The sequence below is a fragment of the Micromonospora sp. DT68 genome (assembly GCF_049847245.1).
Classification (GTDB): Bacteria; Actinomycetota; Actinomycetes; order Mycobacteriales; family Micromonosporaceae; genus Micromonospora; species Micromonospora profundi.
Map to the genome: position 1 here is coordinate 111,264 of NZ_JBNCNZ010000007.1, position 22,405 is coordinate 133,668.

22 protein-coding genes and 1 tRNA gene are annotated in these 22,405 nt (G+C 70.9%); 16 read left to right on the plus strand and 7 right to left on the minus strand.

Going from position 1 to position 22,405, the window contains the following annotated elements; translation table 11 throughout:
- Positions 1-167: 167 nt before the first annotated feature.
- Positions 168-347 (minus strand): DUF4236 domain-containing protein, encoded by a 180-nt coding sequence (locus ACPXB1_RS15080; protein WP_320064829.1) that lies wholly within the window; start codon positions 345-347, stop codon positions 168-170.
- A gap of 479 nt (positions 348-826) precedes the next feature.
- On the opposite strand from ACPXB1_RS15080, the gene ACPXB1_RS15085 reads away from it, so the two are divergent.
- Genes ACPXB1_RS15085 through ACPXB1_RS15110 form a run of 6 tightly spaced genes read left to right on the plus strand, consistent with a single transcriptional unit; the run spans position 827 to position 6,194 of the window.
- Positions 827-1,858, plus strand: coding sequence for an ABC transporter substrate-binding protein (locus ACPXB1_RS15085; RefSeq protein ID WP_355629739.1), 1,032 nt, complete (start codon positions 827-829; stop codon positions 1,856-1,858).
- Positions 1,855-2,811, plus strand: coding sequence for an ABC transporter ATP-binding protein (locus ACPXB1_RS15090; protein ID WP_355629742.1), 957 nt, complete (start codon positions 1,855-1,857; stop codon positions 2,809-2,811). Before ACPXB1_RS15085 ends, ACPXB1_RS15090 begins: the two co-directional genes overlap by 4 nt.
- On the plus strand, positions 2,804-3,676 hold the full coding sequence (locus ACPXB1_RS15095) for an ABC transporter permease (protein WP_355598443.1): 873 nt from the start codon (positions 2,804-2,806) through the stop codon (positions 3,674-3,676). The genes ACPXB1_RS15090 and ACPXB1_RS15095 overlap by 8 nt, the downstream gene beginning before the upstream one ends.
- A 9-nt stretch (positions 3,677-3,685) precedes the next feature.
- Entirely contained in the window at positions 3,686-5,020 is a 1,335-nt protein-coding gene (locus tag ACPXB1_RS15100; RefSeq protein ID WP_355598445.1) for an LLM class flavin-dependent oxidoreductase, read from the plus strand.
- Entirely contained in the window at positions 5,017-5,586 is a 570-nt protein-coding gene (locus tag ACPXB1_RS15105; RefSeq protein ID WP_355598447.1) for a flavin reductase family protein, read from the plus strand. Before ACPXB1_RS15100 ends, ACPXB1_RS15105 begins: the two co-directional genes overlap by 4 nt.
- Positions 5,583-6,194 (plus strand): malonic semialdehyde reductase, encoded by a 612-nt coding sequence (locus ACPXB1_RS15110; RefSeq protein ID WP_355598449.1) that lies wholly within the window; start codon positions 5,583-5,585, stop codon positions 6,192-6,194. Before ACPXB1_RS15105 ends, ACPXB1_RS15110 begins: the two co-directional genes overlap by 4 nt.
- 75 nt (positions 6,195-6,269) lie before the next feature.
- Here ACPXB1_RS15110 and ACPXB1_RS15115 read toward each other — a convergent pair whose 3' ends face one another.
- Positions 6,270-7,991, minus strand: a complete 1,722-nt coding sequence (locus ACPXB1_RS15115; protein WP_425735424.1) for an exo-alpha-sialidase — start codon at positions 7,989-7,991, stop codon at positions 6,270-6,272.
- 312 nt (positions 7,992-8,303) lie between these two features.
- Positions 8,304-9,035, minus strand: a complete 732-nt coding sequence (locus tag ACPXB1_RS15120; RefSeq protein ID WP_355598453.1) for a FadR/GntR family transcriptional regulator — start codon at positions 9,033-9,035, stop codon at positions 8,304-8,306.
- Positions 9,036-9,173: 138 nt separating this feature from the next.
- Here ACPXB1_RS15120 and ACPXB1_RS15125 point away from each other — a divergent pair, with 138 nt between their 5' ends.
- The 7 genes from ACPXB1_RS15125 to ACPXB1_RS15155 all read left to right on the plus strand — a co-directional run bounded on the left by ACPXB1_RS15125 (position 9,174) and on the right by ACPXB1_RS15155 (position 17,440).
- A complete protein-coding gene (locus ACPXB1_RS15125) occupies positions 9,174-10,802 on the plus strand; it encodes an ABC transporter substrate-binding protein (RefSeq protein WP_355629748.1) in 1,629 nt (542 codons plus the stop codon).
- Positions 10,803-10,905: 103 nt separating this feature from the next.
- A complete protein-coding gene (locus ACPXB1_RS15130; RefSeq protein WP_355598457.1) occupies positions 10,906-11,862 on the plus strand; it encodes an ABC transporter permease in 957 nt (318 codons plus the stop codon).
- On the plus strand, positions 11,862-13,820 hold the full coding sequence (locus ACPXB1_RS15135; RefSeq protein WP_425735425.1) for a dipeptide/oligopeptide/nickel ABC transporter permease/ATP-binding protein: 1,959 nt from the start codon (positions 11,862-11,864) through the stop codon (positions 13,818-13,820). Before ACPXB1_RS15130 ends, ACPXB1_RS15135 begins: the two co-directional genes overlap by 1 nt.
- The gene (locus tag ACPXB1_RS15140) at positions 13,817-14,890 is read left to right on the plus strand and encodes an ABC transporter ATP-binding protein (RefSeq protein ID WP_355598461.1); all 1,074 of its coding nucleotides are present in this window, start codon (positions 13,817-13,819) and stop codon (positions 14,888-14,890) included. The genes ACPXB1_RS15135 and ACPXB1_RS15140 overlap by 4 nt, the downstream gene beginning before the upstream one ends.
- Entirely contained in the window at positions 14,887-15,825 is a 939-nt protein-coding gene (locus ACPXB1_RS15145; RefSeq protein WP_355598463.1) for a dihydrodipicolinate synthase family protein, read from the plus strand. The genes ACPXB1_RS15140 and ACPXB1_RS15145 overlap by 4 nt, the downstream gene beginning before the upstream one ends.
- Before the next feature lie 2 nt (positions 15,826-15,827).
- The gene (locus tag ACPXB1_RS15150; RefSeq protein WP_425735426.1) at positions 15,828-16,763 is read left to right on the plus strand and encodes an ROK family protein; all 936 of its coding nucleotides are present in this window, start codon (positions 15,828-15,830) and stop codon (positions 16,761-16,763) included.
- Positions 16,760-17,440: an N-acetylmannosamine-6-phosphate 2-epimerase gene (locus ACPXB1_RS15155; RefSeq protein WP_355598467.1), complete on the plus strand. Its 681-nt coding sequence runs from the start codon at positions 16,760-16,762 to the stop codon at positions 17,438-17,440. Before ACPXB1_RS15150 ends, ACPXB1_RS15155 begins: the two co-directional genes overlap by 4 nt.
- A 1-nt stretch (position 17,441) precedes the next feature.
- Here the strand turns inward: ACPXB1_RS15155 and ACPXB1_RS15160 are convergent, their stop codons facing one another.
- Together ACPXB1_RS15160 and ACPXB1_RS15165 are read right to left on the minus strand one after the other, a co-directional pair.
- Entirely contained in the window at positions 17,442-17,897 is a 456-nt protein-coding gene (locus ACPXB1_RS15160; RefSeq protein ID WP_306272357.1) for an RrF2 family transcriptional regulator, read from the minus strand.
- Positions 17,898-17,904: 7 nt separating this feature from the next.
- On the minus strand, positions 17,905-18,900 hold the full coding sequence (locus ACPXB1_RS15165; RefSeq protein WP_425735427.1) for a helix-turn-helix domain-containing protein: 996 nt from the start codon (positions 18,898-18,900) through the stop codon (positions 17,905-17,907).
- 202 nt (positions 18,901-19,102) lie between these two features.
- Here ACPXB1_RS15165 and ACPXB1_RS15170 point away from each other — a divergent pair, with 202 nt between their 5' ends.
- Positions 19,103-19,879, plus strand: a complete 777-nt coding sequence (locus ACPXB1_RS15170) for a glucose 1-dehydrogenase (protein ID WP_425735428.1) — start codon at positions 19,103-19,105, stop codon at positions 19,877-19,879.
- 113 nt (positions 19,880-19,992) lie between these two features.
- Here ACPXB1_RS15170 and ACPXB1_RS15175 read toward each other — a convergent pair whose 3' ends face one another.
- On the minus strand, positions 19,993-20,424 hold the full coding sequence (locus ACPXB1_RS15175) for an SsgA family sporulation/cell division regulator (protein ID WP_053653619.1): 432 nt from the start codon (positions 20,422-20,424) through the stop codon (positions 19,993-19,995).
- Between the two features lie 294 nt (positions 20,425-20,718).
- Between ACPXB1_RS15175 and ACPXB1_RS15180 the strand changes: the two genes are divergently transcribed.
- Together ACPXB1_RS15180 and ACPXB1_RS15185 are read left to right on the plus strand one after the other, a co-directional pair.
- Positions 20,719-21,312, plus strand: a complete 594-nt coding sequence (locus tag ACPXB1_RS15180; protein ID WP_425735429.1) for a TIGR02611 family protein — start codon at positions 20,719-20,721, stop codon at positions 21,310-21,312.
- A gap of 50 nt (positions 21,313-21,362) precedes the next feature.
- Positions 21,363-21,437, plus strand: a tRNA-Val gene (locus tag ACPXB1_RS15185).
- Positions 21,438-21,493: 56 nt separating this feature from the next.
- Here the strand turns inward: ACPXB1_RS15185 and ACPXB1_RS15190 are convergent.
- Positions 21,494-21,670: a hypothetical protein gene (locus ACPXB1_RS15190; RefSeq protein ID WP_355629783.1), complete on the minus strand. Its 177-nt coding sequence runs from the start codon at positions 21,668-21,670 to the stop codon at positions 21,494-21,496.
- Positions 21,671-22,405: the final 735 nt, after the last annotated feature.

Consider the following 22,405-nt stretch of genomic DNA (forward strand, 5'->3'; position numbering starts at 1 on the left):
CGCCCCGCCGCGCGTTGGTGGCTCGGGGGTGGTGGGGGGTGGGGCCGCCTCGGGTGTGGCGGGGGGGGGGGGGGGGGGGGGGGGGGGGGGGGGGGGGGGGGGGGGGGGTGGGGGGGGGGGGGGGTGGGGTCCCCCCCCCCCCCCCCCCCCCCCCCACTCCCGGGATGCTACGACCGGGACTTGTCCTGCTTCCAGGACAGCGGACCCGGCAGGTCGACCCGGTGCGCCTTGGCCCGCGAGTTCCAGGACCAGCGTCCGATCTTGATGCTCCACGAGGAGAAGCCGTTCTCGGTGAAGTTCAGGATGATCGGACCGTACTTCTTGCGCTTGCGAAACATGAGGCCCATCAGAGGACTCCCCTCGTCACCAGTTCCCTGCCGTGTCGAGATCGAACATTCCCGAACCGTCGAATTCCGAAACCCCGTCGGCTCCAGCCTGGACAGTGACGTGGCGCGACCGTGAAATCCCTATTCATCAGATAGGTGTTGCGCGTCGGTAAACGCTGCTCAGATCGTTTCGTAACACGCACAGCGATCCAGATCTCACCTTGTGGAAGGACATTGACCCGTCGGTCGCACCGACGGCAGCATGAGGTCATGTCGCAGCGGGATGAGCTCCACCTCATCGCTTGCGTGCACGTCGACCTGGTCCGGCACGCGAGCGCGCTCTGTTGAGCTGACCGGATCCATCCGGCCCGGCTCCAGTCGCACTGCACCGCCTACTCACCGCACCACTCAGCACGCACCGCTCGTCGCGGAGCGGCGTGCCTTCGCGCCCCGAACCCGGCGCCCCGCACCTCCCTCGTGGACAGATCAGGAGACTCCTCATGTCCCCACCCCGTCGTGCCCTGCTGCGTACCGTCGCCACCGCCGCCGCGTTGACACTGCTCACCGGTGCCGCAGGTTGCGGCAGCGACGCCCAGGCCGGTGCCGGCCAGGCCAGCGAGCTGCGCTACCAGGGCTCGGTCGGCCAGGTCACCCTCCCGGAACTCGCCGCCGACCTCGGCTACCTCGGCGACGTCCGCCTCAAGTGGATCGGCAACGTCACCGGCGGCCCACAGGACATCCAGGCCACCGCCACCGGGCAGAGCGACTTCGGCGGCGCGTTCAACGGCGCCATCGTCAAGCTCGCCGCCGCCAACGCCCCGATCACCGCCGTCGTCAGCTACTACGGCTCGGACGCGCAGAGCTTCCAGGGCTACTACGTGCTCGACGACAGCCCGATCCGCAGCCCCCGCGACCTGATCGGCCGCAAGGTCGGCATGAACACCCTGGGCGCACACGCCGAGGCGGTGCTCAAGACCTGGCTCGCCCGTGGCGGGCTCACGGCCGCCGAGGTCAAGCAGGTCGAGCTTGTCGCCCTGCCCCCGGTCAACACCGAGCAGTCGCTGCGGCAGAAGCAGATCGACGTGGCGGTGCTCGGCGGCGTGATCCGCGACAAGGCTGTCGACAGCGGCGGCATCCGCACCATCTTCACCGACTACGAGCTGCTCGGTGCGTTCAGCGCCGGCACGTACGTCTTCCGCGACGACTTCGTCAAACGCAACCCGGAGACCGTCAAGGCGTTCGTCACCGGGGTCGGCAAGGCCATCGAGTGGGCCCGCACCCAGCCCCGGGAGACGGTGGTGGCCCGGATGCGGGACATCATCGCCAAGCGCGGTCGCAACGAGGACCCGTCGCTCGTCGCGTACTGGAAGAGCAGCGGCGTCGCCGGCCGGGGCGGCGTGATCGACGAGCGCGAGTTCGGCACCTGGATCGACTGGCTCGCCGCCGAGGGCGAGCTGAAGGGCGACCGCCCCAAGGCCGGCGACATCTACACCAACCGCTTCAACCCCTTCGTGGACGGGGGTGGCGCGTGAGCACCGACAAGATCCTTTTCGACCGGGTGAGCAAGACCTTCGGCGTCCGCGCCACCCGGCGTGGCACCGCTGGCGCGGTCACCGCGCTGGACCGGGTGACCCTCGGGGTACGCGCCGGAGAGTTCCTCGTCGTCGTCGGTCCGAGCGGCTGCGGCAAGTCCACACTGCTCGACCTGCTCGGCGGGCTCACCGAGCCCAGCGGCGGGCAGGTGCTGGTCGACGGGCGACCCGTCACCGGGCCCGGCCTGGACCGGGGCATCGTCTTCCAGCAGTACGCGCTGCTGCCCTGGCGCACCGCCGCCGGCAACGTGGCGTTCGGGCTGGAGGCCAAGGGGGTGCCCCGCGCCGAGCGTGGCGACCTGGTTGCGCACCACCTGGACCTGGTGGGCCTTACCGGCTTCGCCGACCGCTACCCGCACGAGCTGTCCGGAGGGATGAAGCAGCGGGTCGCCATCGCCCGCAGCCTCGCGTACGACCCGGACGTGCTGCTCATGGACGAGCCGTTCGCGGCGCTCGACGCGCAGACCCGTGACTCGTTGCAGGACGAGCTGGTGCGGATCTGGGCCCGTACCGGCAAGACCATCGTGTTCATCACCCACGGCATCGACGAGGCCGTGTACCTCGGTCAGCGGGTGGCGGTGCTGACCTCCCGACCCGGGCGGGTCAAGCAGGTCATCGACATCGACCTCGGCGATCGGGACGCCGTCGAGGACGTTCGCTCCACCGACGCGTTCCGCCATCACCGGCACCAGATCTGGACGCTGCTGCGGGACGAGGTGCGCGCCGCCCAAGCCGCCGAAGGCGCCACCGGCAGTCGCGCCGCCGAAGGCGCCACCGGCAGTCGCACCGCCCACACCGGAGCAGTCGGTGGTCGTACTCCCGTTGTCGCCGGAGCCGATGCGCGGCGCGCGGCGCCGACGGCGGCCCATACCGAGGAGGTCCGCGTTGGTTGACATCGCCGAACGTCCCGCCCGGCTGGCGGCCCCGACGGCCCCGCCCGACGCGGTGGCCACCGCCGGACCTGGTGCCGGCCGCCTGGCCGGACGGCTCCTCGGCCTCGGAGGCAAGGCGCTGCACCGCAGTGTCGCGATCCTCGCGCTGGCCGCGATCTGGGAGGGCGCGCCCCGGCTCGGGCTTGTCGACCGGGTGTTCCTGCCTCCGCTGTCGGAGGTGCTGGTGGCCTGGTGGGAGCTGCTGCGCAGCGGGCAGCTCGCCGAGCACGTCGGCGCGAGCCTGACCCGGTCGCTGGCCGGGCTCGGCCTGGCCGTGCTCACCGCCATCCCGCTGGGGCTGCTGATCGGCTGGTACCGGCCGCTCGCCGAGCTGCTCAGCCCGCTGCTGGAGGTGTTCCGCAACACCGCCGCGCTGGCCCTGCTGCCGGTGTTCGTGCTCATCCTCGGCCTGGGGGAGACCTCCAAGATCGCCCTGGTGCTGTACGCGTGCTCGTGGCCGATCCTGCTGAACACCATCGCCGGCGTGAAGGGCGTCGACCCGCTGCTGATCCGCTCGGCCCGCTCGATGGGGCTCAACCACCTGCGGCTGTTCCAGAAGGTGATCCTGCCGGCGGCGGTGCCGACCATCTTCACCGGGATCCGGCTGGCCGGGGCGTACTCGATCCTGGTGCTCGTCGCGGCCGAGATGGTCGGCGCGAAGGCCGGCCTGGGCTACCTCATCAACTACGCGCAGTACAACTTCGCGATCCCCGACATGTACTCGGGGATCATCACGATCTCCGCCATCGGTCTGGTCGTCAACCAGCTCCTCGTCGCCCTCGAACGCCGCTTCTCCACGTGGCGCGTCGACGTCTCCGCCGGATAGGACTCTGTCATGCCTCGAACCCTGCACCTCAACGCGTTCCTGATGGGCGTCGGCCACCACGAGGCCGCCTGGCGGCACCCCCGCACCGACCCGCGCCGGGTCACCGACGTGCGGCACTTCCAGGAGCTGGCCCGGATCGCCGAGCGCGGCACGCTCGACTCGGTGTTCCTGGCCGACGGGCTGTCGGTCGGGCCGAACCCGCGGCACAACATCCAGGCCGTCTTCGAGCCGCTGACCCTGCTCGCCTCGCTGGCCGCGGTGACCGAGCACATCGGTCTCATCGCGACGGTCTCCACCACCTACAACGAGCCGTTCCACACCGCCCGCAAGTTCGCCTCCCTGGACCACCTGAGCGGCGGCCGGGCCGGCTGGAACATCGTCACCTCGGCGCAGGAGCGGGAGGCTGTCAACTTCAACAGGGACAGCCACCCCGCGCACGCCGACCGCTACCGGCGGGCCGCCGAGTTCGTCGACGTGGCCATCAAGCTCTGGGACAGCTGGGAGGACGACGCGCTGGTCTTCGACACCGCCGCCGGGGTGTTCGCCGACACCGACCGGGTGCACGAGGTGGCGCACCGGGGGCCGGAGTTCCAGGTCCGTGGCCCGCTCAACATTCCCCGACCGCCGCAGGGTCGGCCGCTGCTCGTGCAGGCCGGGTCGTCGCCGGACGGCATCGCCTTCGCCGCCCGGTACGCCGAGGCCGTCTTCACCGCCCAGCAGACCCTCGCCGACGGGCAGGGCTTCTACGCCGAGCTGCGCCGCCAGGTCACCGCCGCAGGCCGGAACCCCGACCTGGTGAAGGTGCTGCCCGGCATCGCGCCCGTGCTCGGCGGCACCGAGGCCGAGGCGCGCACGCTCGCCGCCGAGTTGGAGGAGCTGATCGTCCCCGAGTACGCGCTCGCGCAGCTCTCCGGGATGCTCGGCATCGACCTCACCGGCCTGCCGCTCGACGGGCCGCTGCCCGAGCTGCCGGACTCCGGCACCGTGCAGGCCCACCAGAGCCGCTACCAGCTCGTCACCGACCTTGCCCGCCGGGAGAAGCTCACCGTCCGGCAGCTCATCGGTCGGCTCGGCGGCGGCAGGGGCCACCGCGTGGTCGCCGGAACGCCGGAACAGATCGCCGACCAGATCGAGCTGTGGTTCACCCAGGGCGCCGCCGACGGGTTCAACATCATGCCGCCGCACCTGCCCGGCGGTCTGGCCGACTTCGTCGACCACGTCGTGCCGGTGCTGCGCGCCCGAGGGCTGTTCCGCACCGAGTACACCGGCGCGACGCTGCGCGAGCACTACGGCCTGCCCCGACCGGCCAGCGCGTACGCCGCGCCGGCCCTGGTGCCGGCGTGACCACCGTCGAACGTCCGACGGCGGACGCCGCCGAACTGCAACCCGTCGACCGGGACCTGTTCCGCGCGCTGCTGCGCCGGCAGGCCACCAGCGTCACAGTGGTCACCGCTGTCGCTCGGGCCACCGACCCGGCCTGCCTGGGCGGGATCGGCGCACCGATCCGGGCCGGGTTCACCGCAACCTCGTTCACGTCGGTCTCCCTGGACCCGCCGCTCGTGTCGTTCTGCCTGGGCGTCGACTCGTCGAGCTGGCCGGTGCTGGCCCGCGCCGAGCACGTCGCAGTGCACCTGTTGGCCGCCGGGCAGCGGGAGGCCGCCGCCGTCTTCGCCACCAGCGGGATCGACAGGTTCGCCGCGTACCCGGACTGGACGCCGGGGCCGTTCGGTGTGCCGCTGCTGACGGGAGTGCTGGCCCGGCTGCTCTGCCGGGTGGTGCACCGCGTCCCCGCCGGCGACCACACGCTGGTGATCGCCGAGCCGCTCGCCCTTGGCGACGGCGGCGACGGCGAGCCGCTGGTGCACCACCAGGGTGGCTACACCACCGCCGTCAAGCCGGTGCCGGCGTGAGCGCACCCGCCGTGCCCGACCTGCTCGCGCTGGACCGGGCCGCCCAGGACCTGCTGTTCCGGGCGGCCCGCACGGCAAACACGTTCACCGACGAGCCGGTCACCGACGCCCAGGTCGCGGCCATCCACGACCTGATCCGGTACGGGCCGACCGCGTACAACGGCCAGCCGCTGCGGGTGCTGCTGCTGCGCTCGCCGGAGTCCCGCGCCCGGTTGCTGCCGTACGTGTCCAGCAGCAACCGGGCCAAGACGGCCAGCGCCCCGCTGACCGCCGTCCTCGCCGCCGACGTGGATTTCCACGAGCGGCTGCCGGAGCTGTACCCGCACCGCCCGCAGGCCCGCGACTGGCTCGCCGACCGGGCGGAACGCGTCGCGCAGGCCCGGTTCAACGCGGCCCTGCAGATCGGCTACCTGTTGGTGGGCGTACGTGCGGCGGGGCTGGCCGCCGGCCCGATGGCGGGCTTCGACCCCGCAGGTGTCAAGCGGGAGTTCTTCCCCGACGGTCGTCACGAGGTGCTGCTCCTGCTCAACCTCGGGCGTCCCGGCCCGGACGCGTGGCAGCCACGCCTGCCCCGGCTGGAGACCGGCGAGGTGGTCCGCACCCTGTAAGGGGAGCTGCGACCCACGACGGGCCCGCCCCCGGTGCCGGCGCGATGCCGACTCCGGGGGCGGGACGGTCCGGGGTCAGGCCCCCTTGACCCAGTCGAGGGTGAACCGGGCGAAGAAGATGCCTCCGGTGTTGCCCACCTCGTACAGGTTGCCGATCGTGCCGTCGTTGAGCACGGCCATCGTGGAGTAGCCGGCGGCGCCCGGCTTGACAAGCGCCCGCGCCGGCCAGCTGGCACCGTCATCTGTGGACAGCCGGACGGTGAGATCGTTGCGGGCGGCCGGGGCCGCGTTGTTGCTGAACAGGGCGGTACGGGTGCGCACCGGGGCGCCGTTGGCACCCACCTCCGACGGGCGCAGGTAGGACATCTCGTCGGCGTTGCACAGCGGGTCGGTCAGCAGGGCGCTGGCCGTGGCCGGGCCGAACGTGGCGCCGCCGTCGGTGGACGTGGAGTAGAACCGGCTGCGGGTGCTGTTGTGCCGCATGTTCTGCACGATGGCGCCGGTGCCGCGCTCGATCGCCTTGCTCTCGTTGATGTTCCCGCCGGCGGGTCCACCGCGCCGCCATGTCGCACCGTTGTCGTCGCTGTAGATGTTGCCGGTCTGGGTGAGGCCCGCCCCGTCCCGGTAGACGAACGGCTGGATCAGGCGTCCGGTGCTGCTCTGGATGCCGTGTCCGGAGGAGAAGAACGCCTGCTGCCAGGTCGGGACCTTGATCGTCGGGTTCAGCTCCACCGGGGCACTCCAGGTGGCGCCGTTGTCCCTGCTGGTGATGTATTGCAGGTGCAGGCTGTTCGGGTCGTTGGCGGTGTTGAGGCCCGACGAGCCGGACCAGAAGCTGATGCCCGGCCGGGGCGAGTAGGTGAAGAAGCAGTAGACGGTGCCGGTCCTGCGGTCCACCAGCAGGCTCGGGTCGCCCGCTCCCTCGCTGGTGGTGGCGGGGGCGTGGATGATCCGTGGCTGCTCGAAGGTGCGGCCGCCGTCGGTGCTGCGGGTCATGGCGATCTGGATGTTGTTGGTGCCACCGCCGAGGTCGTACGAGCCGTTGATCCGGGCGTCGGCGACGGCGATGACGGTGCCGTTGTTGGTGACGGCCATGCCCGGGATGCGGACCGAGGCGGAGGTGCCGTCGTAGCGGCCGCTGGGGCCGTTGAGGTTGCGGATGACGCTCTGCGTGGTCAGCACGGCCGTGCTGTTCATCTGCGGGGTGCCGGCGTTCAGGCCGCACCCGGCGGTGCCCCGCAGGGTGGTGTCGAAACCGGGCGCGGTGACCCGCAGGGTGTACGAGGTGCCGGCGCCGACCGTCCAGTAGTGCAGGTAGTTGCCGCTCGCGGCGATGGTGCGGGTCCACGGGGATCCGGTGCGGCCGGGCCACGTGACGGTGAAGTCCCGGGCGGTCGTGGTGCGGTTTTCAAGCGCGAGCTGGAGTCGGCCGGCCGTGCAGTCGTAGCTGGTGACCGCGGACATGCCGGTGCCACAGTGGAAGATCCCGGCGGAGGTGTCGTCCAACCCGGTCGGCGTGGTCGTCCGCAGCGTGTACGGGGTGCCTGCCGGGAGCGTCCAGTACAGCTCGCTGCTGGTGCTGCCGGCGGCGACCGTCCGGGTCCAGGGGGAGTTGGCCCGGCCGGGCCAGGTCACGGTGAAGGTCTGCGCGGTGGTGCTGCCGTTGGTGAGCAGCAGGTGGAGCCTGCCCGTCGTGCAGTCGGCACTGGCGGTGGCGCTCACGCCGGCGGGGGCGGCGTGGGCTGGGGCGGCGGGCAGGATCGCGACCAGGGCGAGGACGGCGGCCACGATCGCCATTACTCGGCGAGGGCGTGCGGGGGCACGGGACACAGGATTCCTTCCGAGGGCGGGGAGGGGTGCGGAGGGGAAACCAGTCAGATAAGACGTCGGATATCTGACGTCATGACGCTAAGGGGCGCCGCGCGGGTCGTCAATAGATCGACGAAGGCGTACGCGTAAGGGTGTTCCAGTCCGCAGTGGACGTGTCCGACGCCTGGGGAAGGTGCGGCCGTCAGCGACGCTGACCGTGGACGGCCGTCACGGCGACCCGGCCAGTCGATGACGTGGCCGGGTCGTTACGCGGAGTCGGCGGGCGGCGCCTGTGGCGCTTCAGGACTGCACGGCGCGCGCGATGCTCGCCCGGATCGGGGCGTAGTGCTCGGCGATGGCGGCGCGTAGATCGGCCACCTCGCCGGCCGCGATGGCGTCCACGATTGCGCGGTGCCGCTGTGCGGTGATCAGCCGGTCTTCCGGCTCGGTGCGCAGAGTGGGGGCGACGATGGCCTGCACCTGCCAGAACGCCTCGGTCAGTTGGAGGATCAGGTCGTTGCCGAGGGGTTCCAGCAGCTTCACGTGGAAGGCGCGGTCGACGTCGAGGAAGTCCATCCCCTGCGCGGCGAGGGTCTCCATCTCGTCGACGAGCGTGGCGAGTTCCGCCTGGTGCTCGCTGTCGAGAACGGCGATGACCTGGGCTGCGAGCCCCTGTTCGAGGGTCTGCCGGACGTCGACGACCTGCCCCAGAACGTGGTGGTCCTCCTCGCCGCTCAGGAGGCCGCGGAAGGTCAGGCTCTCCACGAGGGCGGCGAGCGACATGCGGCCCACGAAGGTGCCGTGGCCGTGCCGCACCTCGACGATGTCGAGAGCCGAGAGGATCTTGACGGCCTCGCGCACGCTGGACCGGCTGGCGCCTACCGCCTCGCACAGTTCCGCCTCGGTGGGGAGGAGGTTCCCCGGCTTGAGGCGATTGCGCAGGATGTACTCCTTGATCTTGGTCGCAACCTCCTGCCGGCGGGGACCCGGGCGCTCCGCACCGCGCAGCGGGAACGCGTCAATGGTCGTCATCTGGCACTTGCCCTTCCCTCACGAATCTGCGACTCTCACCCTATCGGCATCAGATGTCTGACGTCAGACCCCATTATCTTCGAATCCCTCAGCGCGAGCGTGTACGCAAGCGCATGAAGAGCCTATGGAGGCAGCTACGTGAGCACCACCGTCAAGCCATCGGAGGGGCGGCGTTTCCCCCAGCGCCGGCTCCGCTCGTTGGCCACCGCGTCCGCCGCGGCAACCCTCGCGCTCGGACTGGCCGCGTGCAGCGGCGGCCCGGCCTCGACCAACGCCGTCGAAGGCGGTAACGGGGGGTCGACCTCGATCGAGACCACTCTGGCGTTCACCCTCTCCAGTGGGTTCGACCCGGGGAACGCCTCGTCGGCGGTGGCGACGGCGGTCAACCAGCACATCTTCGAGGGTCTGATCGACCTAGACCCGATCACCAGGGAACCGTACCGTGCCCTGGCCAAGGAAGACCCGGTGGCCAGCGCCGACGGGCTCACGTACACGGTGGCCGTACGCGACGGCGCGAAGTTCTCCGACGGCACCCCGGTCACCGCCGAGGACGTCGCCTGGTCCTTCGAGCGCGTGCTGAAGCCGGCGGACCCCAAGGCCCCGCCGCTGATGCAGGGGTTCGTGTCGTTCATCGACTCGGTGACCGCCAAGGACGCGACGACCGCCGAGTTCAAGCTGAAGTACCCGTTCGCCCTGTTCGCCGAGCGGATCTCCGTCATCAAGATCCTGCCGAAGGCGAAGACCGCGGACGCGGCCGCCTCGAAGGCCTTCGACACGGCACCGATCGGCTCCGGCCCTTTCAAGATGGACAGCGCGTCCAAGGAGTCGGGCATCAAGCTGAGCAAGAACCCGAACTACAGCGGACCCCGTCCCGCCAAGGTCGAGACGATGACCTGGAACACCACCTCCGAGGCCTCCGCGCGGGTGTCTGACCTGCAGGGCGGCCGGGTCCAGGCCATCGAGTCGGTGCCGTACCTGAACGTCGACTCGCTGAAGGACAAGTACACCGTCGACGTCAAGCAGGCCTTCAACCAGGTCTTCCTCATGTTCAACACGTCGGCGGCGCCGTTCAACGACAAGCGGGTGCGCCAGGCCCTGCACTACGCCATCGACAAGGACGCGGTCATCAAGACCGCGCTCAACGGCTACGGCACCCCGGCGACGAGCTACCTGGACGAGGGCAACAAGGACTACCAGAAGGCCGCCACCGTCTACGACCACAACCTGGACAAGGCCAAGGCACTGCTTCAGGAGGCTGGCGTCTCGAACCTGTCGTTCCAGCTCGACACCACTGACAACTCCGCGGTGAAGGACGTCGCCCCGCTGGTCATCGAGCAGTGGAAGAAGATCGGCGTCAACGCCAGCCTTAACACCGTGCCGTCCTCGGCCATCTACGGTGACATCGTTCCGAAGGACACCTTCCGGGTGCTGATGGCCACCGGAGACCCAAGCGTCTTCGGCGTCGACACCGACCTGCTGCTGCGCTGGTTTTACTACGGCGAGACCTGGCCGGGTCAGCGTTACCGGTGGAGCGCCGCCGACCGCAAGGCCATGGCCGACCTGCTCGACAAGGCCGCGCAGACCTCCGACGAGGCGGCCCGCAAGGCCCTGTGGAAGCAGGCTCTGGACAAGGTGGCCGACGAGGTTCCCCTCTACCCGATCCTGCACACCAAGGTCGTCACCGCGTACGACCCCACCAAGCTCACCGGCTTCTCGGGTGCGGCGACCACCGGCCTGTACTTCCTGGGCAGCAGCCGAAAGGGCTGAGCCCGCCTCGGGGGCCCGGACCCGGCCCCTCCGCGTCCCGCCCAGCCCTCTGCCCCTTGGGCTGGGCGGGACGTCCCGGCGCCCTCGACGAAAGAAAGACACCATGCTGAGCGTTCTGAGCCTGGTCGCGCGACGACTCCTGACCCTGATACCGCTGGTGCTGGGCATCACGATCTTCGTCTTCGTGATCATGCAGTTCTCACCGATCGACCCCGCGCTGTCCGTCCTCGGCGACCAGGCGACCCCCGCGCAGGTGGCCGCGTTCAAGGCAGCCAACGGCCTCGACGACCCGCTGCCGCTGCGGTACCTGCACTTCCTGGGCGACCTGCTCCGGGGCGATCTGGGCGTGACCTTCCCGCCGTCCGTCCCGGTCGCCGACAAGATCGCCACCGCGCTGCCGCTGACGATCCAGCTGACGGCACTCGGCATCGTCGGCGCCCTGGTCATCGCGCTGGCCCTCGGCATCCCCGCTGCGCTGTACCGGGACCGCTGGCCCGACCAGGTCATCCGGTTCGTCTCGATGGCCGGTATCGCCATGCCGTCGTTCTGGCTGGCCCTCCTGCTCATCCAGGAGCTGTCGGTCCGCCGCCCGCTCTTCCCGACCGGCGGGTACGTCAACCCCGGTGACTCGTTCTCGCTCTGGTTGCAGTCCCTCGCGATGCCCGCGCTCGCGCTCGCCGTGCCGGTCGGCTGCTCACTGGCCCGCATCGTGCGGACGTCGATGGTGGAGGAACTCGACAAGGACTACGTACGCACCGCCATCGGCGCAGGGCTGCCACCCCGCGTGGTGATCGGACGCAACGTGCTGCGCAACGCGCTCGTCAACCCGCTCACCGTGCTGGGCCTGCGGATCGGCTACCTGCTGGGCGGCACGGTCGTCATCGAGGCCATCTTCTCGCTGCCCGGCATGGGCACCCAGATCATGAGCGCCGTACAGCAGAACGACACCGCCCTCGCGCAGGGAACCGTGCTGACGATCGCCATCTGCTTCGTCTTCGTGAACCTGGTGGTCGACATCCTCTACCTCTTCGCCAACCCTCGACTGCGCGGAGCCCACTGATGCGTCGCACACTCACCGCTCGGCTTTCGCAGCCAGGTATCGCCTTCACACGGCTCAGCGTCACGGCCCGGATCGCACTGAGCTTCGTGCTGCTCATCGTCGTGGTGGGCATCTTCGCGCCGCTGATCCTGCGGCACGACCCCGCGCAGGCCGGGCTCGGTCCCGCGCTTACCGGCCCGAACGGCGACTACTGGTTCGGCCTGGACAAGCTCGGACGCGACGTGTTCTCGCGGCTGGTCGCCGGCACCCGGCGCTCGTTGATCGTGGGCTTCGGCAGCGCCGGCATCGCCCTGGTGGTCGGCGCGATCCTGGGCGCGCTCGCCGGAACCAGCCGGCCCGCTATCGACGAGGTGGTGATGCGGTGCCTCGACGTCGTCATGGCGTTCCCCGCCATCGTGCTCTCCGCCCTGCTGATCATCTCCTTCGGCAAGAACAGCCTCCTGGTCCTCGTGGTCGCGATCGGCTTCGTCTTCGTGCCCTCGATCGCGCGTATCGTGCGCGCCAACGTGCTCTCGCAGTACCGGGAGGACTACGTCGCGGCCGAACGGATCATCGGCGCCCGACGGCCGCACATCCTCTGGCGGCACATCCTGCGCAACTGTGCCGCCCCGATCCTCGTCTTCGTCACCGTCATGGTGGCCGACGCGATCGTGTTCGAGGCGTCCCTCTCCTTCATCGGCGGCGGGCTCGCGCCCCAGGAGGCGGCGTCCTCGTGGGGTTCGGTCATCGCCTTCGGCAAGGAGATGGTCCAGATCGGTGGCTGGTGGGCCACGTTCTTCCCCGGCCTGCTGATCCTGCTGACAGTGCTCGCCCTGAACGTGCTCTCCGAGGGCATGTCCGACGCCTGGGCCGCTCCGGCGGCGCGGCGTGCCACCGCGACCAAGGCCGGCGACGCGCAGGAGGAGGCGCAGCCCGGCTCCGGTGAGCTGGTGCGGCTGCCCGGCCTGCCCGAGGCGGCGCAGCGGCTGCGCGAGCGGGCCCGGCCGCTCCCGCAGGGTGATCCCGTCCTGGAGGTCCGGAACCTCTCCATCGGGTTCGAGGGGCGCCATCGGGGTGTCGACATCGTCGACGACCTGACCTTCGACGTCCGTCCCGGCGAGGTGCTGGGCCTGGTGGGGGAGTCCGGCTCGGGCAAGTCACTGACGTCGCTCGCCGTGATGGGTCTGCTGCCGCAGGGCGCCCGGGTTCGCGGCGAGGTCCGCTTCGCGGGCACCGACCTGCTGACGTTGAGTGCGAAACGTCGCCGTGCCCTGATGGGGCGCGAGATCGCGATGGTCTACCAGGACGCCCTGTCGGCCCTGAACCCCTCACTACGCATCGGCCCCCAGCTCGCCCAGATGATCCGCCGTGGCGGCACCCGGTCGGCCGAGGAGCTGATGGAACTCGTGGGCCTGGACGCCCGGCGCACCCTGTCCGCGTACCCGCACGAGCTCTCCGGCGGCCAGCGGCAGCGCGTGGTGATCGCGATGGCTCTGTCCCGGGACCCGCGCCTGATCATCGCCGATGAGCCGACCACCGCGCTCGACGTCACGGTCCAGGCGCAGGTCATGGAGCTGCTGCTGCGGCTGCGCGGCCAGTTGGGCTTCGCGTTGATCCTGGTCAGCCACGACCTGGCGCTGGTCAGCGACGTCGCGGACCGCGTCGTGGTGATGTACGGCGGGCAGATCGTCGAGAGCGGTGTCACCGCTGACGTGGTCGGAGCGCCGGCGCACCACTACGCCCGAGGGCTTCTCGGCTCCGTGCTCTCCCTCGAAGCCGGCGCGGAACGGCTCACCCAGATCCGTGGCGTGGTGCCGTCGCCGGCCGACTTTCCGTCGGGCTGCCGGTTCGCCGACCGCTGCCCGATGGCGACGGAGGTCTGCCGGGAGGAGACGCCCCGCCTGGAGGGCGCCGCCGGCCACCTGTACGCCTGCCACCACCCGGCCGTCAATGTCAGGGAAGAGGAGCTGGCCCGATGAGTGCGTCAGTCCCGCGTGACTCGATCGTCGAGCTGCGCGACGTGCACGTGGTCCACCGCACCCGTGGGGGCGGCATGTTCAGCCGCGAGCGGGTGTACGCCCTCACCGGCGCGGACCTGACCGTGCGTGCCGGTGAGACCATCGGTGTCGTCGGTGAGTCCGGCTGCGGCAAGTCCACGATGGCCAAGGTGCTTGTGGGCCTGCAACGGCCGACGAGCGGCACCGTCGCATTCGCCGGCAAGGACGTCTGGTCGATGAACGCGTCCGAACGACGGCAGCACATCGGCGCCGGCGTCGGCATGATCTTCCAGGACCCGGCCACGTCGCTGAACCGGCGCATGCCGGTCCGCGACATCCTGCGTGACCCGCTCGACGTGCACCGTCGCGGCACCCGCAGACAGCGCGAGGACCGGGTCAACGAACTGATGGCCCTGGTGGGGCTGCCCCGGTCGGTCGCCGACGTCCTGCCGAGCCAGCTCTCCGGCGGCCAACGCCAGCGGGTGTCCATCGCGCGTGCCCTGGCCCTGGAGCCCGGCCTGGTCATCGCCGACGAGCCCACGAGCGCTCTCGACGTGTCGGTACGGGCGCAGATCCTCAACCTGCTCCTGGACCTCAAGGAGCGGCTGAACCTGGCCATGGTCTTCGTCTCGCACGACATCCAGACCGTCAAGCGGATCAGTGACCGCGTAGTCACGATGTACCTGGGCCGGATCGTGGAGCAGACACCCGCCGCCGGGCTCCCCGAGGTCGCGCAGCACCCGTACACCCGGGCGCTCTTCTCCGCCACGCCGGGACTGCTGTCGCCGCTCGACCCGATCCCGCTCGTCGGCCCCGTCCCACTCGCCACCCGTCCGCCCAGCGGCTGTCCGTTCCGTACGCGGTGTTGGAAGGCCACCGACGTGTGCGCCACCGAGATGCCGCCGCCCGAGACGGGCGGTGGGGGTGCCGGCGCCCACGAGTTCCGCTGCTACCACCCCGTTCCCGCTGGATCCAGCAACACAGAGCTTGTCGCACTCGCCAGAGCAGCGACCGGCGGCAACACCCCACTACATGTCGAGGAGACAGCGTGACCAGCCCTGCCCCGCGGTTCGCCGGAGTCGTGCCGCCGGTCGTCACCCCCCTGACCGAGGAGGGCGCGGTCGACGTGGCCTCCCTCGAGCGGCTCGTCGAGCGGATGCTCGCCGCCGGGGTCGACGGCCTCTTCGCCCTCGGCAGCTCCGGTGAGACGGTGTTCCTCACCGACAGTCAGCGGGACCAGGCCCTCGAAACCGTCGTGAAGACCGTCGGTGGCGCCGTACCCGTCATGGCCGGTTGCATCGAGCCGACCACCCGCCGGGTCCTCGACCGGGCCGACGCGTCGACGCGTCTGGGCGCCGACGGTCTGGTGGCGACGGCACCCTTCTACGCCATCGTCGGCCCGCACGAGGTCGAGCGGCACTTCCGGTCCCTCGCCGCGTCGGTCGAGCTTCCGCTGCTGGCGTACGACATTCCGGTCTGCGTGCACACCAAGCTCTCCCCGGATCTGCTGAGCCGGCTCGCGGCGGAGGGTGCCCTCGCGGGTGTCAAGGACTCCAGCGGCGACGACGTCTCCTTCCGCCAGTTGGTGCTGGCGATCGCGGAACGCGCCCCGGACGCCGGCTTCAGCCTGCTGACCGGGCACGAGGTGGTGGTTGACGCGATGATGCTCGCCGGTGCCTCCGGCTCCGTCCCCGGGCTGGGCAACGTGGACCCGGCCGGCTACGTGCGGCTGCACCGGGCCTGCGTGAACGGCGACTGGGACACCGCGCGCGCCGAGCAGGACCGGCTGACCCGGTTGTTCCGTATCGTCGACGCGGCCGACCCGGCGACGGCGGCGGGGGCCACCCGGGGCGTGGGCGCGTTCAAGACCGCCTTGGCCCTGCTCGGTGTCATCGACAGCAACGCGGTGTCGCTTCCGCTGCGACCGCTCGACGCCGACGAGACGGGCCGTGTACGCGCCCACCTGGAGCTGGCGGGGCTGCTCTAGCCATGTCCGAGGTACGCACATTTCCGGTCGTCGCCGCGCTCGACATCGGGGGCACCAAGACGGCCGCCGCCATCGTGACCCGCCACGGTGAGATCGTGGATCGGCTCACCGCCCCTACCTCCGGTCGGGCTGGGGCGACCGCCATCCTCGACACCGCGGCCGATCTCGTCGCTCGGCTGCGGGCGAGCGTCACGGGGACACACGTCCGGGCGGTCGGAGTGGGCAGCGCCGGGGTGATCGACCACCGGACGGGCCGGGTGCTCTCGGCCACCGACACCCTTGCCGGTTGGGCCGGTACGGACCTGAGCGGACGACTGCGGGACCTGCTCGGCCTGCCCGTCACCGTCATCAACGACGTGCACGCCCACGCCCTCGGCGAGGCGCGGCACGGCGTGGCGGCCGGCCACGAGACGACGCTCTTCGTCGCGGTCGGCACCGGCATCGGTGCCTCGTTCGTCATCGACGGCACCGTGCTCGCCGGTGCCCACTCCACTGCCGGTCACGCCGGCCACCAGCCCTCGCCGTACGCCGGAGGGCTGGCGTGCACCTGCGGCGGGCACGGCCACCTGGAGGCGATCGCCTCCGGGCCCGGTCTCACGCAGGAGTACGCGCGGCGTACCGGCCAGCGGGTCGACGACCTGCGGGCGGTGGCCGCCCGCGCCGCGGACGGCGACGCGGTGGCCCGGGAGGTCATCCTGCTGGGCGGCACCGCCGTCGGCTCGGCTGTCGGCGGGCTTGTCAACATGCTCGACCCCGGCGCGGTCGTGGTCGGCGGCGGGGTCGCGGGCCTCGGCGGCCCCTGGTGGCAGGCACTTCGCGACGCCGTGCGACGGGAGACGTTGCCCAGTCTGGACGACGTGCCCGTGCTGGCCTCGGCCCTCGGTTCGGATGCCGCACTGCTCGGCGCAGCCTCACTCGCCTGGGAGGGCACCGCATGAACGCGCTTGTCGACGCACTCCGCCACCGACTGGTCGTGTCCTGCCAGGCGTACCCGGGTGAGCCGATGCGTACCCCGGACACGATGCGCAGGGTCGCTCTCGCGGCCGCCGAAGGTGGAGCCGCAGGCATCCGCGCGCAGGGGCTCGCGGACATCGCGGCCATCCGGGAGGCCGTCGACCTGCCGCTGATCGGGCTCTGGAAGGACGGCGACGACCCCGTCTTCATCACCCCGACGCTTGACCACGCGCTGGCCGTGGCCGAGGCCGGAGCGCACGTCGTCGCGCTCGACGGCACCGCGCGGCCCCGGCCGGACGGTCGCACCCTCGACGAGACGATCGCCGCCGTCCACGAGCGGACCGGGGCCCTGGTGATGGCCGACTGCTCCACCCTCGACGAGGGGATCGCCGCCGCCGCGGCGGGCGCCGACCTGGTCGGCACCACCCTGGCCGGCTACACCGCGTACACGACCAAGGGGCCCGGCCCGGACCTGGACCTCGTCGCCCAGCTCGCCGCCGCGATCGACGTGCCGGTGGTCGCGGAGGGCCGGATCCACACCCCGAGCCAGGCGGCGCAGGCGCTGCGGGCCGGAGCGTGGACGGTGGTGGTGGGCACGGCGATCACCCACCCCACCACAATCACCGGCTGGTTCGCCTCGGCCATGGCGGACGCCGTCTGAGTCAGCGCGGCTCCCAGGCGTCCGGGAGTGCGGTGAGCTTGCGGACGTGCGCGGGCAGCCGGCCGCTGACGATCTCGGCGAGGCTCACCTCGTCGACGACCCGCCGGACGGCGGCGCGCACCGCCACCCACAGGCCGGGCAGGTTCTCCGCCGCACCCTCGTACCGGGTCTCCTCCGGCCGCAGGCCGCGCACCCCGGCGAGAGGGCCCTCCACGGCACGCAGCACCATGCCGACGGTCACCTCCCGTGGCGGCCGGGCCAGGGTGTAGCCGCCCTCGGCGCCCCGCTGGGCGCGGACGATGCCGGCCCGGCGCAGGTCGGCCAGGACCGCCTCCAGGAACTTGCGGGGCATGTCCTGGTCTGCGGCGATGGCCTGGGTGGACAACAGCGAGGGGTACGCGGTCGCGAGGCTCAGCGCCGCCCGTACCGCGTAGTCGCCGCGCGCGGAGATCTGCACCCTGTCATCATGCCCGCCCGGTGCCGCCGCCTGGGCCGGTGGGCGACCCGGACCGCCTGGCGTGCCCCCCGTTTGCCGGTTCGCCGAGCGCGCCGGAGCGGAACCACCCCCCATTGGCGCCCGTCGGCTCGACCGGCGATCGGGGGCGTACGACCCGGCCGGCCGCCGGCTGCTCGCGGGCCGCCCGGAACGCGCCAGGGCTCGTCCCGGTCTCCCTGGTGAAGAAGCGACCGAAGTTGGTGGGCTCGGAGAAGCCGAGCTGTCGGCCGATCTGCGCGATCGGCTCGTCGGTCGCCGCGAGCAGTCGACCCGCCTGCAACGCGACCCGCTCGTCGATCACCTGTTTGGCGCTGCGACCGGTTACGGCCAGGCAGGCCCGGGTCAACGTCCGCACCGAGCACCCGAGCGCGATCGCGTAGTCCTCGACCCGTCGCGTCCCCTGGTAGCCGTGCTCCACTTCGCGGCTGAACCGCTGGAACGTCTCCACCTCGGGTCGCGGGGGTGACCGGTCCACGCCGGGCAGGGCCAGCCGCAGCAGCAGCACGGCGAGCTGGTGGCGCAGCAGAGCACGGGCGGCGGGTGTTCCGTCGCCGTGCCGTTGACAGTCCACGGCCAGCTGGCTGACCTCGCTGATCACCGCGTCCTCGTCCTCGCCGGCAAGTTGCCGCCACGTCGGCGGGGCGTCCGGGTCGACAGCGAGACCGCGCAGCGCCTCGGTGGTCCAACCCACCACCGTCGCGTCGAACTGCGGGCCGGCGCATCGCAGCAGCTGACCAGCGCGGACCCGCAGCAACGTGCCGGGTCGGCAGGGCAGCAGGTGGAAATCGAGCTCGGCGTCGCCGTGCCCCCGGGTGGTGAGGACCAGCAACTCGCGCTCGACGATGACCGGCCGGCGCCAGCCCGGGTCACCGGCGAGGTCGGCAAGCGCGAACGTGGAAATCTCGTCGGCTACGGGTGACGCCGTTCCGATCGGTGGCGCGGGGGAGGGATCGGTAGAGACCATCGCCTGCGACGGTAGCCCGAACCGCAGGTCATTGCATCCCGATCAGCGGTGCGCGTCGTTCCTGTGGCCCTCGCGACGTACCGGCAGGGGTTGTCGCGATCCTGGAGGCCGGGCTACCTTACCCGGCGGTAGCGCCGTCCGGCCCCGGTCCGCCGGTCGCCCGCCGGGCCGGCAGGCACCGCCGACTCGCGATGGGATGGGCATGACGCAGCTGTTCTCGGTCGAAGGCAAGACGGTACTGGTCACCGGCGGCTCGCGGGGGATCGGTCTGATGATCGCCCAGGGCTTCGTCCGGGCCGGCGCCCACGTGATCATCTCGTCCCGCAAGGCGGACGTCTGCGAGGCGGTCGCCAAGGAACTCTCCTCGGAGGGGCGCTGCGAGGCCATCCCCGCCGACCTGGGCGCCGACGCCGGTGCCGAGGCACTCGCCGCCGCCGTGCGGGACCGCTTCGGTCGCCTCGACGTGCTCGTCAACAACGCCGGCGCCACCTGGGGTGCCCCGCTGGAAAACTACCCGGAAGCCGCGTTCGACAAGCTCTGGGCGGTCAACGTGAAGGCGGTCTTCCGGCTCACCACCGCCCTGCTGCCGGCGCTGCGCGCCGCTGCCAGCGCCGACGGCCCCGCCCGTGTCATCAACATCGGGTCCATCGACGGCATCCGCGTGCCGTGGATGGAGGTCTACGCCTACTCGGCCACGAAGGCTGCCGTGCACATGCTCACCCGCAGCCTCGCCCACCAGCTCGCCGGCGAGCAGATCACCGTCAACGCGATCGCCCCCGGCCCGTTCGAGAGCAAGATGATGGCGTTCGCCCTGGACGACCCGGCGAGCCGAGCCGGCATCGAGCAGCAGGTGCCGCTGGGCCGCATCGGACGCCCTGACGACATGGCCGGCACTGCCATCTACCTGTCCTCGCGGGCCGGCGCGTACCTCACCGGCGCGGTCATCCCCGTCGACGGCGGCATCACCACCCACGGTTGAGCACCGGTCGACCCGGGGTGCGGCGGACCCGCGTACCCCGGGTGTGCCGGGGCCGCGCGGACTCGGCAGATCCGCGCGGCCCCGTCTGGCCGGTTTGCCCGTTCGGGCGGTGGTCAGCGACCGGCGAGCAGCCGGGTCACCGCCGTGTCGACGTCCAGGTGCTCGGCCTCCCGGCCGCGCGGGACGACGACGTAGGTCCGTCGAAGGAAACGCACCAGGACGCTGCGCGGCACCTCGAAGAGGGCGTTGCCGTCCGGTGACGAGAGCGCCAGCGCGACGAAGTCGCCGCGCGGGGTGGCCCAGGGCCAGACCCGCACGTCGCCGATGCCGGCTGGCTCGTCCAGGCCGGTGACGAGCAGTTCGCGGGCGAAGGACCAGCTCACCGCCTCGCCGCCGGCAGATTCGGCATGGAACAGGACATGGACCGCATACGGGTCAGCAGGGTCGTAACGCAGACTGGCACGCACCGGCAAGGCGGTGGCGTCAGGTGCGACGAGCCTTAGCGACGTCTCGACCTCTACGGTCGTCGGTCGGATGACACTCATGGACGTTCTCCCCCCGGCACCGCTGCGGAACGCGCGTGTCCCGCTTTTCCCATACTCAGGTGCTACTCCTGGCTACGCTCCGCCATACGCTGACTTCACCCAGTGGTGGGAAGGGGGACGGAAAGACCGCGTGAATGTGAGGATTCATGTAGGATTTCCGGTTCTGCCCAGTGCGTGATGCCGCCCGGCATCGGGTGGTTCAGTCGTCGACTTACTCCGGTAACGTCCAGTCGGCCGTTGCAGTGACGGGCCCGAGCGACACTGGGGGGTGAAATGGTCACTAACCGGTCCTCAGTGGATCCGGTGGTCGTGTCCGGTCCGCCGAACGTCGCGGCCCGAGCAGCCGAAAAGCGGGGGTACGAAGTGTCGATGGAGCAGCCACATCCGCCTGGTCGGCCGGCGTCCGACGACAGACGCCCCGGCGGCGATACGCGCACCGGTGGCACCGGTCACAGCGCTGGCGTCCTCGTGACCGCCGAGCGCCCCCGGCGTCCCCGCTGGCGGGAGCGCATCTCCACCACCCTCGACCTCATCCGCGCCAACCCCACCGGCCGGATCACCCTCAAGATCGTCGTCGCGATCGTCGGGGCGCTTGTGGTGACCATCGGCATCGCCCTCATCCCGCTGCCCGGCCCCGGCTGGCTGCTGGTCATCGCCGGCCTCGGCATCTGGGCCGTCGAATACCACTGGGCCCGCCGACTGCTCGCCTTCACCCGCCGACACGTGTACGCCTGGACCAACTGGGCCAAACGACAGTCGCTGCCGCTGCGCTTCGTCCTGGGCGCCGTGGGGATGCTCTTCGTGGGCACTGTGGTCTGGCTCTCCCTCAAGTACAGCTTCGACATCGACCTGGTCGCCATCGCGCTGGACTACCTCGGGGCGCGCTGACCCCGGATTTCCGGTCCGGCTCCACGATCGGGTAGAGTCAACGGCGCTGAGGGCGATTAGCTCAGTGGGAGAGCGCTTCGTTCACACCGAAGAGGTCGCTGGTTCGATACCAGCATCGCCCACCATGAATATGGCAAGCTCAAGGCCCCTCAATCGAGGGGCCTTGACTCGTATCCGAGGGTCAGTCGCTGCCCGGAGGCAGCGAGAAGGCAGCAAAGGACTTCAACACCCGGCGGTCCCGCTCAGCGGTCGAATGGGTGTAGCGGTTCAACGTCGTTGACGTCTGCTCGTGCCCCATCACCTTCGCCGCGTCGTTGATCGGTACGCCGTCGGATCCCAAGCTGACAGTCGACGTCATCCAAACTCACGGTGCCGGGGCCGTCTCTGGGCAGGTCATGCGGGACCGTGGTCTACTGCCGGCATGCATCGGCGGCGTCTCGCTTATCTCCTCTTGGCAATGGCGGGCGGGTTGCTGGCCGCCACTGGACTGGGCCTCGAACTGTACTCGTGGACGAAGAGCTGGTCTTGGTGGCCGTCCTGGTTGGTGATCCCCCTGTGTTGCGCCGGCGGTTGGCTGTTACGTGTTGGTGTCCGGCGCTTGAGCAACACCACGTGGCAGAAGGCGTACTGAGGCAGCCAGGGGGCAGCGAGCGCAACGGCGTCGACCGACAGGAGACGACACAGGACAGCAGAGAAGCTTGCCTTTACAAGGCAGAACGGCATCCGAGGACATCCGGCGGTGCCCGCAACCGCGTTCACACCGAGCGGCCACCAGAGCGGTTTCCGCGTCGGCCGTCAGCGACGGTCTCCCAGGAACCGAAGGCAGTTCCGGCCGAAGGAGTTAGCTGCCAACACGGCTGGTAGTCGAGTCGCCCGATGCCCTCGTCGTACACCATGCCGAGCCCTGCCAGCTTTGCGACGAGGGCAGACAGAGCATCACCGACGCCGGAGGCAGCCGCCAGTTGATCGTTTCGCCATACCTGGGTGCGTGGGCGTCCCTGGCCCCGGGCAAGGTACCCAGCATGTTGCCAAGCATGGCGTCTTGCGTGTCTGGCGACGGCAGGAACTGAGGTCCAGGTCGCGATAGGACCTC

Excerpts from the sequence above, each read along its gene's own strand:
- ACPXB1_RS15080 (WP_320064829.1), bottom strand. The coding sequence starts at position 347 with ATGGGCCTCATGTTTCGCAAGCGCAAGAAGTACGGTCCGATCATCCTG.
- ACPXB1_RS15085 (WP_355629739.1), top strand. The coding sequence starts at position 827 with ATGTCCCCACCCCGTCGTGCCCTGCTGCGTACCGTCGCCACCGCCGCC.
- ACPXB1_RS15100 (WP_355598445.1), top strand. The coding sequence starts at position 3,686 with ATGCCTCGAACCCTGCACCTCAACGCGTTCCTGATGGGCGTCGGCCAC.
- ACPXB1_RS15115 (WP_425735424.1), bottom strand. The coding sequence starts at position 7,991 with ATGGCGATCGTGGCCGCCGTCCTCGCCCTGGTCGCGATCCTGCCCGCC.
- ACPXB1_RS15120 (WP_355598453.1), bottom strand. The coding sequence starts at position 9,035 with ATGACGACCATTGACGCGTTCCCGCTGCGCGGTGCGGAGCGCCCGGGT.
- ACPXB1_RS15130 (WP_355598457.1), top strand. The coding sequence starts at position 10,906 with ATGCTGAGCGTTCTGAGCCTGGTCGCGCGACGACTCCTGACCCTGATA.
- ACPXB1_RS15135 (WP_425735425.1), top strand. The coding sequence starts at position 11,862 with ATGCGTCGCACACTCACCGCTCGGCTTTCGCAGCCAGGTATCGCCTTC.
- ACPXB1_RS15140 (WP_355598461.1), top strand. The coding sequence starts at position 13,817 with ATGAGTGCGTCAGTCCCGCGTGACTCGATCGTCGAGCTGCGCGACGTG.
- ACPXB1_RS15150 (WP_425735426.1), top strand. The coding sequence starts at position 15,828 with ATGTCCGAGGTACGCACATTTCCGGTCGTCGCCGCGCTCGACATCGGG.
- ACPXB1_RS15155 (WP_355598467.1), top strand. The coding sequence starts at position 16,760 with ATGAACGCGCTTGTCGACGCACTCCGCCACCGACTGGTCGTGTCCTGC.
- ACPXB1_RS15165 (WP_425735427.1), bottom strand. The coding sequence starts at position 18,900 with ATGGTCTCTACCGATCCCTCCCCCGCGCCACCGATCGGAACGGCGTCA.
- ACPXB1_RS15170 (WP_425735428.1), top strand. The coding sequence starts at position 19,103 with ATGACGCAGCTGTTCTCGGTCGAAGGCAAGACGGTACTGGTCACCGGC.
- ACPXB1_RS15175 (WP_053653619.1), bottom strand. The coding sequence starts at position 20,424 with ATGAGTGTCATCCGACCGACGACCGTAGAGGTCGAGACGTCGCTAAGG.
- ACPXB1_RS15190 (WP_355629783.1), bottom strand. The coding sequence starts at position 21,670 with ATGACGTCGACTGTCAGCTTGGGATCCGACGGCGTACCGATCAACGAC.